Below are 14,412 nucleotides of genomic sequence, written 5' to 3'. Positions count from 1 at the left end.
GAGACGGATGATGCAGCGTATGGGAATGGTGCTTGGCTTGAAGCCAGAGAAGGTCGAGGAATATGTCCGCCTCCATGCCGATGTATGGCCGGATGTGCTGACCATGATCTCGGCCTGCAACATCAAGAACTATTCGATCTATCTGAAGCGGCCGGAGAACCTGCTTTTCTCCTATTTCGAATATCACGGCACCGACTACGCCGCCGACATGGCCAAGATGGCCGCCGACCCGAAGACGCAGGAATGGTGGTCCGTGTGCATGCCCTGCCAAGAGCCGCTGGAGACGCGGAAGGAAGGCGAGTGGTGGGCGTCGATGGACGAGGTCTTCCATTATGACTGATGCCTTCGATCCGGCATCGCTGGCGCAGTCCTGGCCGAAGCCTTTAAAACCGCGCTCGATCGTGACGTTCGGCGCCGGCTCGATCGTCGGCGATGCGCATTTCCCCGCCTATCGTAAGGCCGGCTTCCCGATTTCCGGCCTCTACGATCCGGACCAGGCCAAGGCGCAAAAACTGGCCGACAAATGGGGCGTGACGGCGTTCCGTTCGGTCGAGGAAGCGGCTGCGGTAAAGGACGCGATCTTCGATCTCGCCACGCCGCCGGGCCGGCATGCCGAGGTGCTGAAGGCCTTGCCCGATGGCGCGGTGGCGCTGATCCAGAAGCCGATGGGCAATTATCTCGGCGAAGCGACGGAAATCCTCGAAATCTGCCGCTCCAAGCAGCTCAAGGCGGCGGTCAATTTCCAGCTCCGTTTTGCGCCGATGATGCTGGCGCTGAAGGATGCCATCGCCAAGGGCTGGTTGGGCGAGGTGGTGGATTTCGACGCGCTGCTCGCGCTCGATACGCCCTGGCAGCTGTGGGAATTCCTGCTCAAGGCGCCGCGCGTCGAGATCGCCATGCATTCGATCCACTATCTCGACCTGATCCGCCAGCTTCTCGGCAATCCGCTTGGCGTGCATGCCAAGACGCTTGGCCATCCCAATCACAATGTCGCGCAGACGCGCACCAGCGCCATCCTCGACTATGGCGACACGGTGCGCTGCGCGCTCTCGATCAACCACGACCACAAATTCGGGCGCCGCTACCAGGCCTGCGAGTTCCGCATCTGCGGCACCGAGGGCGCGGCCTATGTCAAGCTCGGTCTCAACCTCGACTATCCGCGCGGCGAGCCGGACATTTTGGAAATCTATCCGAAAGGTGGGTCGGACTGGGTCACCGTGCCGCTCGTCGGCGAATGGTTCCCCGATGCATTTGTCGGCCGTATGGCCAATGTCCAGCGCTTCGCGTCCCGCGAAGATGCCGAGCTGGTCAGCTCCGCCGAGGATGCCTGGAACACCATGGCGCTGGTCGAGGCCGCCTATAAATCGAGTGCCGCGCCCGCGACGCCGCTGGCCGCAAAGCCGTAAGACCGGACATGGAACACACCACCTATTTCGAGGACTACGAGATCGGCTCGTCGCGCCTCACCAGCGGCCGCACCATCACCGAGACGGACTTCGTCGTCCATGCCGGCCACACCGGCGATTTCTTCCCGCATCACATGGATGCCGAGTTCATGAAGACGACACCCTTCGGCCAGCGCATCGCGCATGGCACGCTGGTCTTCTCGGTCGGCGTCGGGCTGACGGCGAGCGTCGTCAATCCCGTCGCCTTCTCCTACGGCTATGACCGGCTGCGCTTCATCAAGCCGGTCTTCATCGGCGACACGATCCGCACGCGCACGACCATCGCCGCCAAGGAAGACGACCCGAAACGGCCAAACGCCGGACGCGTCATCGAGCGCGTCGAGGTTTTGAACCAGCGCGACGAGGTCGTGCTGGCGGCGGATCACATCTACATCGTCGAGCGACGGCCCGGCTGAAAGACGGAGACAAGAACATGGCGGATATCACTGGCAAGGTCGTGGTCGTCACGGCGGCCGCGCAAGGCATCGGACAGGCAAGCGCGCTGGCTTTCGCCAAGGCCGGCGCCATCGTCCACGCCACCGACATCAACGAAGCGGCCCTGGCCGAACTCGGCAAAACGCCCGGTATTACGACGCGAAAACTCGATGTGCTGAACGACGACGCGGTGAAGGCGGCTTTCGCCGAGATCGGCCAAGTCGACGTGCTGTTCAACTGCGCCGGCTTCGTCCATGCCGGCTCGATCCTGGAGATGAAGGACGAGGATCTCGACTTCGCCTTCAATCTCAATGTTCGTGCCATGATCCGCACCATCCGCGCCGTGCTGCCCGGCATGCTGGAGCGCGGCGATGGTTCGATCATCAACATGGCCTCCGTCGCCGGCGCGCCGAAGGGCGTGCCGAACCGCTTTGCCTATGGCGTAACCAAGGCGGCCGTGATCGGCCTGACCAAATCGATCGCCGCCGACTACGTCCCTAAGGGCATACGTTGCAATGCCATCTGCCCTGGCACAGTCGAGAGCCCCTCGCTTCAGGGCCGCATGCAGGCGCAGGGCGACTATGAGGCGGCGCGTGCCGCCTTCATCTCTCGCCAGCCGATGGGCAGGATCGGCACGCCGGAAGAGATCGCCGACCTCGCAGTCTATCTCGCCGGCGCCACCTATACGACGGGGCAGGCCTATAATATCGACGGCGGGTGGTCGATCTGAGGCCGTTTTGGCAGCCAGGTTACACCACGGCGGCCATCCAATAACGAGCCGAGCCAGTACGAGGCAGCAATGACGAAAATCACGGACCTCAGAACCTTCGACCTGCGTTTCCCCACGTCGCAAAGCCTCGACGGCTCGGACGCGATGAATCCGGACCCGGACTATTCGGCCGCCTATGTCATTCTCGACACCGATGTCCCGTCGCTGAAAGGCCACGGGCTCACCTTCACCATCGGCCGCGGCAACGAGATCTGCTGCGCGGCGATAGAAGCGCTGCGCCACCTCGTCGTCGGGCTCGATCTCGACTGGGTGAAAGAGGATCCCGGCCGTTTCTGGCATCATGTGACCGGCGACAGCCAGCTGCGCTGGATCGGGCCGGACAAGGGTGCCATGCATCTCGCGGTGGGCGCGGTGGTCAACGCGGTCTGGGATCTCTGGGCCAAGGAAGCCGGCAAGCCGGTCTGGCGCCTGGTCGCCGAGATGAGCGCGGAAGAGATCGTGCGCATCGTCGATTTCCGCTATCTCACCGACGCCATCACGCCGGCCGAGGCGCTGGAAATTTTGAAGAAGGCAGAGGCCGGCAAGGCCGAGCGCATCGCCACGCTCGAGCGCGAAGGCTGTGCCTGCTACACCACCTCGGCCGGCTGGCTCGGTTATCCGGACGACAAGCTCAGGCGCCTCTGCCAGGAAGCGGTCGACGACGGGTTCAACCACATCAAGCTGAAGGTCGGCCGCGACCGCGCCGACGATATCCGCCGTCTCAAGATCGCTCGCGAAGTGATCGGCCCGGACCGTTACCTGATGATCGACGCCAACCAGGTCTGGGAGGTCGACCAGGCGATCGACTGGCTCAAGGACCTCGCCTTCGCCAAGCCCTTCTTCATCGAGGAGCCGACCAGTCCCGACGACATCGCCGGCCACGCGAAAATCCGCAAGGCGGTGGCGCCGATCAAGGTCGCGACCGGCGAGATGTGCCAGAACCGCGTCATGTTCAAGCAGTTCATCGCCGGCGGCGCGATCGACGTCGTGCAGATCGATTCCTGCCGCATGGGCGGGCTGAACGAGGTTCTGGCGGTGCTGCTGATCGCCGCCAAGTTCGGCCTGCCGGTCTGGCCGCATGCCGGCGGCGTGGGCCTGTGCGAATATGTCCAGCATCTGTCGATGATCGACTATATCGCGGTGTCGGGCAGCAAGGACGGGCGGGTCATCGAATATGTCGATCACCTGCATGAACATTTCCTCGAACCCTGCCTGATCCGCAACGCCGCCTATATGCCGCCGACGGCGCCCGGCTTCTCGATCGAGATGAAGACCAAGTCGATCGAAGACTATCTGCATCGCGGCTGACATGGGGTGGCCCGGCGTGCCGGACCGCCGCGAATCGGCTATGCCTCTGCCATGCAGGAAACCTCCCTCTACGAGCCGGTGAAGCGGTTCCTCGAGAGCATGGATTTCGCCGTCAAGGGCGAGATTGGCGGCTGCGACGTGGTCGGCGTACGCGCGGGCGAGCCGGATGTCGTGATCATCTGCGAACTGAAGCTGCAATTCAACCTCGAGCTCGTCCTGCAAGCCGTCGACCGAGCAGCAGCCTGTGACGAGGTCTGGCTGGCTGCCTTGATGTCGGCGCGCGGCAAGGGCCGCGAGCATGACCGCCGTTTTCGGGCGCTCTGCCGCCGTCTCGGCTTCGGTCTGCTGGGCGTCGGCAAGAAGGGTGAGGTGGAGCTGCTGCTCAGTCCCGCCGCCTTGCCGCCGCGCCGGGATCCTAGGCGGCGCTCGCGCCTGGTCGAGGAGCATCACCGCCGCAAGGGCGATCCATCCATCGGCGGCAGCACGCGCAAGAAGCCGATCATGACCGCTTATCGCCAGGAGGCGCTGGCCTGCGCCGCCGCCATGGCCGACGGTCCGAAACGGCCGCGCGATCTCAAGGCCCTTTCGCCGCGCGCCGCCAGCATCCTTTTGCACAATTACTACGGCTGGTTCGCCAGGGCCGAGCGCGGCATCTACGCGCTGACCGAAGCCGGCCTTGCGGCGATCCAACCTATGTCGGTGACGTTGTAAGAACGATTTGCCGAATTACCATTCGGCGCTACAAACCGGAAATCCGCGCCGTTCGGCCAAACCTTGTTTCGACCGTTGACACGTCTCGCCGCTTGTGCAGAAATTGGTTGGACCATTGAACCACTTGAGCTCAGCCGGCGTGACCGATTTCCTGCCCCCCATCCAGACCACGGCGCGCGACGACGCGGTGCTGAAGGCATTGGCGGGCTTCGTGCGGCAGGAGGCCCTGGGCCCCGGCGAGAAGCTTCCGACGGAGCGCATCCTGGCCGAACGCCTCAAGGTCAGCCGCAACACGGTTCGCGAGGCCCTGACCCGCTGGGAGGGTCTCGGCCTCGTCGAGCGGCGGCAGGGCTCGGGCACCTATCTCAAGGCCGCCGTCTCCCCTGATATGCTGCACATGCCGCTGACGCTGTCCGGCGGCAATGATTTTGCCGGCCTGATGCGCACGCTGGAGATCCGCCGGGCCCTTGAGGCCGAGGCGGCGGCCCTTTGCGCCATCCGTGGCGGCAAGGCCGAGATCGCTGAGATCGAGCGCAAGCTCGACATCATGGAAGATGCCTTCCGTACCCGCGCCGGCATGTCCTCGGAGGAGGACTGGGAGTTCCACCAGGCGGTCTACCGCGCCTCCGGCAATCCGCTGTTCGAGCAGATCATCAGCGCCATGCATGAGCTCTTCCACCGTTTCTGGGAGCATCCGCTCGGCGTGCGCGACTTCGGCCACGCCAGCTTTCCCTATCACCGCACCATCTTCGACCGCATCGCCGCGCATGATCCGGACGGCGCCCGCGCCGAGGCGCTGAAGCTCATCGCCACCGTTGAGGACGATCTGAAGCGCGGTGCCGCCAACCTCGAACTTTCGGACCGCAGATGAACGAGCAGCCCAACACCTTCGATCCGGCCTCCCTGGCCGGCGATTATCTCGGCGAGGCGGCGACGCTGCTGGCGCATGACGATCCGTTTCCAGGCGGCGCCGTAGTGCCGCCGATCTACCAGACCTCGCTCTTCACCTTCGCCAATTACGCCGACATGGCCGACACCTTTGCCGGCCGAAGGAAGCAGCCGATCTACTCGCGCGGCGACAACCCTACGGTGATGGAGTTCGAGGCGCGCGTGGCGGCGCTCGAAGGTGCCGAGGCCGCGCGCGGTTTCTCGAGCGGCATGGCGGCGATCAGCGCCACCGTGCTCGCCTTCGTCGGCGCTGGCGAGCGCATGGTTGCCGTGCGCAACTGCTATGGCGATGCCTACCGCCTGTTCGAGCGGCTGTTCCCGCGCCTTCACATCAAGGTCGACTATGTCGACGGCTCAGATCCCGATGCGGTTGCCGCCGCGCTTCCCGGCGCCAAGCTGCTCTACCTCGAAAGCCCGACCTCGATGATGTTCGAGCTGCAGGACCTGGAGCATCTGACGCGGCTGGCGAAGGAGCAGGGCATCGTCACCACCATCGACAATTCTTGGGCGACGCCCGTCTTCCAGAAGCCGATCTCGCACGGCGTCGACCTGGTGCTGCACTCGGCCTCGAAATATCTGAGCGGCCACAGCGACACCGTCGCCGGCGTGGTGGCGGGCTCGGCCGCCCATATCAAGCACATCAACGAGCAGACCTATTCGCAGCTTGGCGGCAAGCTGTCGCCCTTCGAAGGCTGGCTGTTACTGCGCGGCCTGCGCACGCTGCCGCTGCGCCTGCCGCACCACATGAAGAGCGGGCTCATCATTGCCGAGCGGCTGAAGGCGCATGGCAAGGTCGAGCGGGTCAACCACCCCGCCTATTCCAACCACCCCGGCAAGAAGACTTTAGCCGGCTATGCCGGGCTGTTCTCCTTCGAGGTCACCGAGGATGTCGACATCCCGGCCTTCGTCGATGCGCTGAAATATTTCCGCATCGGCGTCAGCTGGGGCGGCCATGAAAGCCTGGTCGTGCCGGCAAAAGCCTCGCTCGAACAGACGCCGGGCATCAATTCGATGGCGCGCTTCGGCGTCAGCCCTCGAACCATCCGCTTCAACGTCGGATTGGAAAATGTCGAGGATCTCTGGGCCGACATCGCTCAGGCCTTCGACAAGTCAAAAAAATAAGTTGTCCAAAAATGGGAGTCCCGAAGATGAAAAAACTGACCTTCATGTTTGCCGCCGTGGCCGGCCTGGCGATTTCCGCCAGCGGCGCGCTGGCCGACACCACGATCAAGCTGGTTGAGGTCATCACCAGCCCGCCGCGCACCGAATTCCTGAAGAAGCAGATCGCCGAATTCGAGACGGCGAACCCGGGCATCAAGGTGGAGGTGGTCTCGCTGCCCTGGGGCCAGGCCTTCGAGAAGTTCCTCACCATGGTGCAGGCCGGCGACACGCCCGACGTCGTCGAAATGCCGGAGCGCTGGATGGGCCTCTACGCCAACAACGGCCAGCTCGAGGATCTCGGCCCTTACATGGCCAAGTGGCCCGACGCCAAGACGCTCGGCGACCGCGCCAAGCAGTTCGGCTCGACCGTAAACAATACGCAGTTCATGATCCCCTATGGCTACTATGTAAACGCGCTGTTCTGGAACAAGAAGCTGTTCAAGGAAGCCGGCCTCGATCGTCCGCCGGAAAACCTCGACGAGTTCGTCTCTTTCTCCAAGAAGATCTCCGCGATCCCCGGCAAATACGGCTACTGCCTGCGCGGCGGCCCCGGCGCCTTCAACGGCATGCACATGTTCATGAACATCGCTGACGGCAAGGGCGGCTATTTCACCGACGACGGTGTCTCGACCATCAACGACGAAGGCTCGGTCAAGGGCCTGCAGATGCTGGCCGACATGTACAAGAATGGCCTGGCGCCGAAAGATTCCGTGAGCTGGGGCTTCAACGAGACGGTGACCGGCTTCTACTCCGGCACCTGCGCCATGCTGAACCAGGATCCCGACGCGCTGCTCGGCATCGCCGACAAGATGAGCGCCGACGACTTCGCTGTCGCGCCGCTCCCCGTGGGCCCGAGCGGTAAGTCCTATCCGACGCTGGGCTATGCCGGCTGGGCGATGTTCGCCAATTCTCAGCACAAGGACGAGGCCTGGAAGCTGATGGCCACACTGCTGTCGCCCAAGGACAATCTGGAATGGGCCAAGGAAGTGGGCGTCGTCCCGATCCACAACGGCGCCGATCAGGACGCGCATTTCAAGACCGAGCAGTTCAAGGGCTGGTTTACCGAGCTCAACGACAGCTCCAAGTACGAAATGGTGACGCCGCCGACGCATCTGGAAAACCTCGGCAACTTCGTCGACCAGGTGGCGATCAAGAATTTTCAGGAAGTGCTGCTCGGCCAGAAGCAGGCCAAGGACGTGGCCGACGAATGGGCCAAGTTCCTGACCAAGGAACAGCAGGACTGGCTGGCCAAGAACAAGAAGTAAGCGCAGGCCATTCCTTCTCCCCGTTCTACGGGGAGAAGGTGGCCAGAAGGGCCGGATGAGGGGCAGCGCCACACCTTCGGAAGTTCGCGCCGCCCCTCATTTGCCTTCCCTCCTTCGCAGTAGCTGCGCCGCTGCTACGGAGGGCGAGCCGGCATCTTCTCCCCGTAAACGGGGAGAAGGACGCTATTTTGCCCGCCGGCACCCACTCACCACCGTAGAGCCAAACGCATGACCTATGCAGTGTCCGAAATCCGATCCGCCGTCCGGCCGAAAAGCAAGCGGCTGAGCAAGGCCGCGATCGAGCCGTGGCTCTATCTTTCGCCTTCTATCATCCTGCTGGTCCTGGTGCTTTTGGTGCCGCTGATCATCGGCATCAGCTATTCCTTCCGCAAATTCTCGGCCTTCAAGTCGCAATATGTCGGTCTCGCCCAGTATCAGGCGATGCTCTCCGACCAGGTGCTCGGCCAGGCGCTGATCAACACGCTGTGGTGGACGGTCGCCAGCCTGTTCTTCCAGTTCTTCCTGGGGCTCGGGCTGGCATTGCTCCTCGACAAGCCCTTCTACGGCCGCAAGGTCGTGCAGGCTGTCGTGTTCCTGCCCTGGGCGGTGCCGTCCTTTCTTTCGGGCCTCACCTGGGCCTGGCTGTTCAACCCGATCATCGGGCCGCTGCCGCATTGGCTCTTCGCGCTTGGCCTGAGAGCGGAGCCGACGAATATTCTGTCCGATCCGGCCACCGCCATGTGGGGGCCGATCGTCGCCAACATCTGGTTCGGCATTCCCTTCTTCGCCATCACGCTGCTTGCGGCGCTGAAGTCGATCCCCTCCGAACTGCATGAGGCGGCTGCCATCGACGGCGCTTCGCCATGGCAGCGCTTCACCAAGGTGACGCTGCCCTTCCTGGCGCCGACCATCGTCATCACCGTCATGCTGCGCACCATCTGGATCGCCACCTTCGCCGACCTGATCTTCGTCATGACCGAGGGCGGACCGGCGGGCTCGACCAGCACGGTGCCTGTCTACATCTATGTCAGCGCCTTCAAGTCGCTGGACAAAGGCTACGCTTCGGCAGTCGCGGTGCTGCTTCTGGTGCTGCTCATCGCCTACGCCATCGGCCTGATCGCCATCCGCCGCACGCTGGTGAGGCACGTCTGATGATCGCCGGTCGCTCCACCTCCTCGCGCATCTTCGGCGGCATCGGCCTCTACGCCGCTGTCGCGGCTTATGTGATCTTCGCGCTGTTCCCGATCTTCTGGACGCTGAAGATCTCGGTGACCCCCGAGCGCCTGCTCTATTCCGAAGGCATCACCTTCTGGCCGTCGCAGACGACACTGAAGAACTTCGCCACCGTGCTCGAAGCCTCCGACTTCCCGCGCTATTTCCTCAACAGCGTCATCGTCTCGGTGTCGACGGCCGCCTTTGTCACGGTCATCGCCACGCTAGCCGGCTATGCCATGTCGCGCTTCACTTTCCGCGGCAAGGCGACGCTGGCGATCCTGTTGCTGCTCACCCAGACCTTTCCGCTCGTCATGGTCATCCCGCCGATCTACCGCATCATGGGCGACCTCGGCCTGACCAACAGCCTGATCGGCCTGATCATCATCTACACCGCCTTCAACACCGCCTTCGCCACTTTCCTGATGCAATCCTTCTTCGACGGCATCCCGAAGGATCTTGAGGAGGCGGCGATGATCGACGGCTGCACGCGCGCGCAGGCGATGCGCCGGGTGATCGTGCCGCTGACCTTGCCGGGAATGGGCGCCACGCTAGGCTTCGTCTTCACCGCCGCCTGGAGCGAATTGCTGTTCGCGCTGATGCTGATCTCCAGCGACGAGCAGAAGACCTTCGCCGTCGGCCTACTCACCTTCATCGGCAAGTTCGCCGTCGACTGGGGGCAGATGATGGCGGCCTCCATCCTGGCGCTGATCCCGGTCTGCGTCTTCTTCGCCTTCCTGCAACGCTATCTTGTCACCGGCCTCACCGCCGGCGCGGTCAAAGGATAAAAGATGGCTTCCGTCACGCTGCAAAACGTCGAGAAGGATTACGGCGCGCTGCGCATCCTGCACGGCGTCGATCTGGAGATCGCCGATGGCGAATTCGTCGTGCTGGTCGGCCCGTCCGGCTGCGGCAAGTCCACGCTCTTGCGCATGATCGCCGGCCTGGAGGAAGTCACCGGCGGCGAGATCCATATCGGCGAGCGGTTGGTCAACGATGTCGCGCCGAAGGATCGCGACATAGCGATGGTGTTCCAGTCCTATGCGCTCTACCCGCATATGGATGTCTCCTCCAACATGGGCTTCAGTCTGATGCTGAAGAAGGCCGAGAAGACGACGATCGACGGCAGGGTGGGCGCCGCCGCCAAGCGGCTCGGCCTCGACCCCTATCTCGGTCGCCTGCCGCGCCAGCTTTCCGGTGGCCAGCGCCAGCGCGTCGCCATGGGCCGCGCCATCGTGCGCGACCCGAAAGTGTTCCTGTTCGACGAGCCGCTCTCCAACCTCGACGCCAAATTGCGCGTCCATATGCGCGCCGAAATCAAGGCGCTGCACCAGCAGCTCAAGACCACGTCGGTCTATGTCACCCACGATCAGGTCGAGGCGATGACCATGGCCGACCGCATCGTCGTCATGCATGACGGCTATGTGCAGCAGGTCGGCCGTCCGCTGGAGCTTTACGACCGTCCGGTCAACACTTTCGTCGCCGGCTTTATCGGCTCGCCGGGCATGAACTTCTTGCCGGCTAAGGTCGCCAAGGGTGGCAAGGTTGATGCCGTGCTCGCCGACGGCCAGAAGCTGCGGCTGCCGGATGGCCTGCCGATCAGCGACGGCGATGACCTCACCATCGGACTGCGGCCGGAACACATCAAGCTGGTCGACGACGGCGCGCTGAAGGCCGAGGTCGAGGTGGTCGAGCCGCTCGGCCTGTCGACGCAGTTCTATGTCAGGCTGGCCAACCAGCAGGTCTGCGTCTTCGTCATGGGCCGCAGCGACGTGAGGCCGGGCGACACGATCCGCCTCGCCGCCGATCCGGCTGCGCTGCATCTGTTCGATCCGAAGAGCGGAAATCGGATCGGCTAGCTGGCCAGCAGCAGCGTGTCATCGGAAGACTCCGCCAGCAACTCACCGGCCGCAGATGTGGGTGTCAACTCGAGCACGATCGTTGCGCTGGCGATGGCGACAATTTGATCGCCCAAGGGTCGGCGACTTGGAGAATATCGACAGGTGAATTGCTGCTTTTGATTGCTAGACTCCTGTTGATTCGTCTCGACAGGAAAAGGCATGAGCAAGGCCCTCGGCACATTCGCACTGATCACGGTTCTGAGCGCCTTGCTGATGGCGCTCTCTTTGGCGGTTGCCAGGCACGGCTACCCCTACGGCGCGTTCGGCGTGAAGCGTCTCGACGGTATTGCCGACGCCGGCTCCTTCCTGGCGATCGCCGCCGTCTATTTCTTCGGCGCGATGCTGATGATGATCCTCCCGATCCGCGCCGCCGGCATCGTCCTGACGCATGCCGCCGACGCGGTCTTCTGGGCGACGATCATGCTGTTCGCGACCATCGTCGGCTCGCTGGCCGCCAGATGGGCCTTCGGCCAGCATGAGGTGCTTTGGGCGCTCTTCAACTGGCGCTTCCTGTTCGTGGCAGTGATCGTAGCGGCGCATCTCACCATGAATGAGCTTCGCCGCAACGTCCTGCTCAGAAGCCTGTTCTTCGTCATCTTCGGCGCGGTCACGCTCGCCTGCCTGTTCTGGTCGTTCTCGACCTGACGCGATCCGGCCTCAGAGCAATTCCAGGAAAAGTGTGAAGCGGTTTTCCGTCCGGAATTGCGTCAAACAAGGGGATAGAACGGTTCGCCGTTTCCCTGAAACGGTGAACGCTCTAGGTTTAAGATCGCGGGTAGACCTCCTCCCGGACAATGACTATATCATTTGTCTGACAATTGACCCCGGCTGATGGCCGCTGCGACCAAGACTCAAGGAAAAACAACATGACCGTGCTGCGCAAGAACCTGATCGACGGCGAGTGGCTTGGCGAGGCCGGCTCGCGCAACATCAACCCCTCGAACACCAACGATGTCGTCGGCGAATATGCTTCGGCCGGGCCGGAGGAGGCAAAGCAGGCCATCGCCGCCGCCAAGGCGGCCTTCCCTGCCTGGTCGCGCTCCGGGCCCCTTGCCCGCCACGCCGTGCTGAAGAAGACCTCCGACGAGATCATGGCGCGCAAGGACGAGATCGGCCGATCGCTCGCCCGCGAGGAAGGCAAGACGCTGGCCGAGGGCGTCGGCGAGACCATCCGCGCCGCCCAGATATTCGATTTCTTCGCCGGTGAGACGCTGCGCCTGTCGGGCGAGATGGTGCCGAGCGTCAGGCCGGGCGTTGGCGTCGAGATGACCCGCGAGGGCGTCGGCGTCGTCGGCATCATCACGCCGTGGAATTTCCCGATCGCCATTCCCGCCTGGAAGATCGCCCCGGCGCTGGCCTACGGCAACACGATCGTGTTCAAGCCGGCCGAGCTGGTTCCCGAAAGCGCCTGGACCATCGTCGATATCCTGCATCGCGCCGGCCTGCCCAAGGGCGTGCTCAACCTCGTCATGGGCAAGGGCTCGGTGGTCGGCCAGGCGATGCTCGACAGCCCCGACGTCAATGCCATCTCCTTCACCGGGTCCGTCGGCACGGGCAAGCGTGTCGCCGCGGCGAGCATCGAGCATATGCGCAAGTTCCAGCTTGAAATGGGCGGCAAGAACCCGCTCGTCGTGCTCGATGACGCCGACCTTGCGGTGGCCGTCGATTGCGCGATCAATGGCGCCTATTTCTCGACCGGCCAGCGCTGCACCGCGTCCTCGCGCCTGATCGTCACTGAGGGCATCCACGACCGTTTCGTCGATGCGGTGAAGGAGCGGTTGGACAAGCTTGTCATCGGCGATGCGCTCGATGCCAAGACGCAGATCGGCCCGGTCGTCGATCAGACCCAGCTCAAGCAGGACGAGGACTATATCGCCATCGGCCGCCAGGAAGGCGCCGAGCTGGCCTTTGGCGGCGAGCGGCTGGAGCGCGGCACACCCGGTTTCTATCTGAGGCCGGCACTGTTCCTCGGCTCGACCAATGAAATGCGCATCTCGCGCGAGGAGATTTTCGGCCCGGTCGCCAACGTCATCCGCGTCAAGGATTATGACGAGGCGCTCAGCGTTGCCAACGACACGCCCTTCGGCCTCACCTCCGGCATCTGCACCACCAGCCTGAAGCACGCGACGCATTTCAAACGCAATTCCGAAGCCGGCATGGTGATGGTCAATTTGCCGACGGCCGGCGTCGATTTCCATGTGCCGTTCGGCGGCCGCAAGGGCTCGAGCTACGGTCCGCGCGAGCAGGGCAGTTACGCGATGGAGTTCTACACCACGGTGAAGACCGCCTATACATTCGCCGGCTAATCCAATCCGGGAGCAGATCGATGAGCGTGGCCGAGATGATATGGCTGAACCCGCCGCCGCACCATTCGCTCGGCGACGGCACGCTCACCGTCCGAACGGGCAAGGACACCGACTTCTGGCGCGAGACCTTCTACGGCTTCTGGCGCGACAACGGCCATTTCCTCTACCGTCCAGTCGAGGGTGACTTCAGCGCCGAGGTCACCGTCAAGGGCGACTACAAAGTGCTTTACGATCAGGCGGGGCTGATGCTGCGCCTGAGCGAAACGCACTGGATTAAGGCCGGCATCGAATACACCGACGGGCTGGCTTACTTCTCCGTCGTCGTCACCAACGACACCTCCGACTGGTCGCTGGTCGCCATCGCCGCCGGCAAGGACGGCGTCAGGATCCGCCTGACCCGTCACGCCGAGGCGATCCGCGTCCAATATCTGGACGCCTCGGATGGTCACTGGAAGCCTGTGCGGCTGGCCTATTTCCCAGTCTCGAAAACGGTCGATGTCGGCATGATGTGCTGCTCGCCGCAACGCGAAGGTTTCGAGGCGACCTTTTCCGGCTTCACGGTCGGGCCGCCGATCGCGAGGGAATTGCACGATTAGAGCAATTCCAGAAAAGTGTGAGCGGTCGGGCTCGGCGCGTTTGGCGTAACCTTCCGCCCGGAATTTCGTGAAACAAGGAGATAGAGCGGTTCGCCGTTTCCGTGAAACGGTGAAGCGTTCTAGCCAACCGCACTGCCCGCCAAGCCGGAGATCGATCGGCGAACCGCATCTTGGTCGCGCCGACGACACAAGCACTGACTGGTTTGCCGCGCAAATGCGCGTGAAATCCTAGTCTCTCATGTTCCCTGTCAAGGTTGAAGGCAAGAAGGCTCACCTGCTTGGCAGGTTTGCGAAGCAGTCGGATCGGCCGAAGCTGCACAGGGCTGGGGGTGGAGCTCAGAGACGACGGTTGATC

16 protein-coding genes are annotated in these 14,412 nt (G+C 63.3%); 15 read left to right on the top strand and 1 reads right to left on the bottom strand.

Features of this window, described 5'->3' with window-relative positions:
• Window positions 1-10: 10 nt before the first annotated feature.
• From O7A05_RS29065 to O7A05_RS29010, 12 genes are all read left to right on the top strand, one after another.
• Window positions 11-340 carry an L-rhamnose mutarotase gene (locus tag O7A05_RS29065; RefSeq protein WP_337096578.1) on the top strand — a complete coding sequence of 110 codons (330 nt, stop codon included), beginning with the start codon at window positions 11-13 and terminating at the stop codon, window positions 338-340.
• Window positions 333-1,406, top strand: coding sequence for a Gfo/Idh/MocA family protein (locus O7A05_RS29060; protein WP_337096577.1), 1,074 nt, complete (start codon window positions 333-335; stop codon window positions 1,404-1,406). Before O7A05_RS29065 ends, O7A05_RS29060 begins: the two co-directional genes overlap by 8 nt.
• Window positions 1,407-1,414: 8 nt before the next feature.
• Entirely contained in the window at window positions 1,415-1,861 is a 447-nt protein-coding gene (locus O7A05_RS29055; RefSeq protein WP_337096576.1) for a MaoC/PaaZ C-terminal domain-containing protein, read from the top strand.
• 17 nt (window positions 1,862-1,878) lie between these two features.
• Window positions 1,879-2,610 (top strand): SDR family oxidoreductase, encoded by a 732-nt coding sequence (locus tag O7A05_RS29050; RefSeq protein ID WP_337096574.1) that lies wholly within the window; start codon window positions 1,879-1,881, stop codon window positions 2,608-2,610.
• Between the two features lie 69 nt (window positions 2,611-2,679).
• Entirely contained in the window at window positions 2,680-3,957 is a 1,278-nt protein-coding gene (locus O7A05_RS29045; RefSeq protein ID WP_337096572.1) for an L-fuconate dehydratase, read from the top strand.
• A gap of 51 nt (window positions 3,958-4,008) precedes the next feature.
• Window positions 4,009-4,668, top strand: a complete 660-nt coding sequence (locus O7A05_RS29040; RefSeq protein ID WP_337096570.1) for a DUF2161 domain-containing phosphodiesterase — start codon at window positions 4,009-4,011, stop codon at window positions 4,666-4,668.
• 94 nt (window positions 4,669-4,762) lie between these two features.
• On the top strand, window positions 4,763-5,539 hold the full coding sequence (locus O7A05_RS29035; protein ID WP_415927071.1) for a FadR/GntR family transcriptional regulator: 777 nt from the start codon (window positions 4,763-4,765) through the stop codon (window positions 5,537-5,539).
• Window positions 5,536-6,738: a PLP-dependent transferase gene (locus O7A05_RS29030; protein ID WP_337096568.1), complete on the top strand. Its 1,203-nt coding sequence runs from the start codon at window positions 5,536-5,538 to the stop codon at window positions 6,736-6,738. Before O7A05_RS29035 ends, O7A05_RS29030 begins: the two co-directional genes overlap by 4 nt.
• A gap of 26 nt (window positions 6,739-6,764) precedes the next feature.
• Window positions 6,765-8,042, top strand: a complete 1,278-nt coding sequence (locus O7A05_RS29025; RefSeq protein ID WP_337096566.1) for an ABC transporter substrate-binding protein — start codon at window positions 6,765-6,767, stop codon at window positions 8,040-8,042.
• A 228-nt stretch (window positions 8,043-8,270) separates the two neighbouring features.
• On the top strand, window positions 8,271-9,194 hold the full coding sequence (locus O7A05_RS29020; RefSeq protein WP_337096565.1) for a carbohydrate ABC transporter permease: 924 nt from the start codon (window positions 8,271-8,273) through the stop codon (window positions 9,192-9,194).
• Window positions 9,194-10,042 carry a carbohydrate ABC transporter permease gene (locus O7A05_RS29015; protein ID WP_224584628.1) on the top strand — a complete coding sequence of 283 codons (849 nt, stop codon included), beginning with the start codon at window positions 9,194-9,196 and terminating at the stop codon, window positions 10,040-10,042. The genes O7A05_RS29020 and O7A05_RS29015 overlap by 1 nt, the downstream gene beginning before the upstream one ends.
• A gap of 3 nt (window positions 10,043-10,045) precedes the next feature.
• The gene (locus tag O7A05_RS29010) at window positions 10,046-11,113 is read left to right on the top strand and encodes an ABC transporter ATP-binding protein (protein ID WP_337096564.1); all 1,068 of its coding nucleotides are present in this window, start codon (window positions 10,046-10,048) and stop codon (window positions 11,111-11,113) included.
• On the opposite strand, the gene O7A05_RS29005 is transcribed toward O7A05_RS29010, so the two are convergent.
• A complete protein-coding gene (locus O7A05_RS29005) occupies window positions 11,110-11,316 on the bottom strand; it encodes a hypothetical protein (protein WP_337096562.1) in 207 nt (68 codons plus the stop codon). The two genes, O7A05_RS29010 and O7A05_RS29005, sit on opposite strands and share 4 nt — an antisense overlap.
• Between O7A05_RS29005 and O7A05_RS29000 the strand changes: the two genes are divergently transcribed.
• The 3 genes from O7A05_RS29000 (at window position 11,315) to O7A05_RS28990 (ending at window position 14,057) form a co-directional block, all read left to right on the top strand.
• Window positions 11,315-11,800 carry a hypothetical protein gene (locus tag O7A05_RS29000; RefSeq protein WP_337096561.1) on the top strand — a complete coding sequence of 162 codons (486 nt, stop codon included), beginning with the start codon at window positions 11,315-11,317 and terminating at the stop codon, window positions 11,798-11,800. The genes O7A05_RS29005 and O7A05_RS29000 overlap by 2 nt on opposite strands.
• Window positions 11,801-12,021: 221 nt before the next feature.
• Window positions 12,022-13,461 carry an aldehyde dehydrogenase family protein gene (locus O7A05_RS28995; RefSeq protein ID WP_337096560.1) on the top strand — a complete coding sequence of 480 codons (1,440 nt, stop codon included), beginning with the start codon at window positions 12,022-12,024 and terminating at the stop codon, window positions 13,459-13,461.
• Between the two features lie 20 nt (window positions 13,462-13,481).
• Window positions 13,482-14,057, top strand: coding sequence for a DUF1349 domain-containing protein (locus O7A05_RS28990; RefSeq protein ID WP_337096559.1), 576 nt, complete (start codon window positions 13,482-13,484; stop codon window positions 14,055-14,057).
• The last annotated feature ends 355 nt before the right edge of the window (window positions 14,058-14,412 follow it).

Source organism: Mesorhizobium argentiipisi (SeqCode) (assembly GCF_037179585.1).
In the GTDB taxonomy this organism is placed as follows: domain Bacteria; phylum Pseudomonadota; class Alphaproteobacteria; order Rhizobiales; family Rhizobiaceae; genus Mesorhizobium; species Mesorhizobium argentiipisi.
The sequence above is the reverse complement of the archived record's forward strand: the minus strand, read 5'-3'. Positions and strand labels throughout refer to the sequence as shown.

Coding starts and splice junctions, on each gene's coding strand:
- O7A05_RS29065 (WP_337096578.1), top strand. CDS start 11: ATGCAGCGTATGGGAATGGTGCTTGGCTTGAAGCCAGAGAAGGTCGAG.
- O7A05_RS29060 (WP_337096577.1), top strand. CDS start 333: ATGACTGATGCCTTCGATCCGGCATCGCTGGCGCAGTCCTGGCCGAAG.
- O7A05_RS29055 (WP_337096576.1), top strand. CDS start 1,415: ATGGAACACACCACCTATTTCGAGGACTACGAGATCGGCTCGTCGCGC.
- O7A05_RS29050 (WP_337096574.1), top strand. CDS start 1,879: ATGGCGGATATCACTGGCAAGGTCGTGGTCGTCACGGCGGCCGCGCAA.
- O7A05_RS29045 (WP_337096572.1), top strand. CDS start 2,680: ATGACGAAAATCACGGACCTCAGAACCTTCGACCTGCGTTTCCCCACG.
- O7A05_RS29040 (WP_337096570.1), top strand. CDS start 4,009: ATGCAGGAAACCTCCCTCTACGAGCCGGTGAAGCGGTTCCTCGAGAGC.
- O7A05_RS29030 (WP_337096568.1), top strand. CDS start 5,536: ATGAACGAGCAGCCCAACACCTTCGATCCGGCCTCCCTGGCCGGCGAT.
- O7A05_RS29025 (WP_337096566.1), top strand. CDS start 6,765: ATGAAAAAACTGACCTTCATGTTTGCCGCCGTGGCCGGCCTGGCGATT.
- O7A05_RS29020 (WP_337096565.1), top strand. CDS start 8,271: ATGACCTATGCAGTGTCCGAAATCCGATCCGCCGTCCGGCCGAAAAGC.
- O7A05_RS29015 (WP_224584628.1), top strand. CDS start 9,194: ATGATCGCCGGTCGCTCCACCTCCTCGCGCATCTTCGGCGGCATCGGC.
- O7A05_RS29010 (WP_337096564.1), top strand. CDS start 10,046: ATGGCTTCCGTCACGCTGCAAAACGTCGAGAAGGATTACGGCGCGCTG.
- O7A05_RS29000 (WP_337096561.1), top strand. CDS start 11,315: ATGAGCAAGGCCCTCGGCACATTCGCACTGATCACGGTTCTGAGCGCC.
- O7A05_RS29005 (WP_337096562.1), bottom strand. CDS start 11,316: ATGCCTTTTCCTGTCGAGACGAATCAACAGGAGTCTAGCAATCAAAAG.
- O7A05_RS28995 (WP_337096560.1), top strand. CDS start 12,022: ATGACCGTGCTGCGCAAGAACCTGATCGACGGCGAGTGGCTTGGCGAG.
- O7A05_RS28990 (WP_337096559.1), top strand. CDS start 13,482: ATGAGCGTGGCCGAGATGATATGGCTGAACCCGCCGCCGCACCATTCG.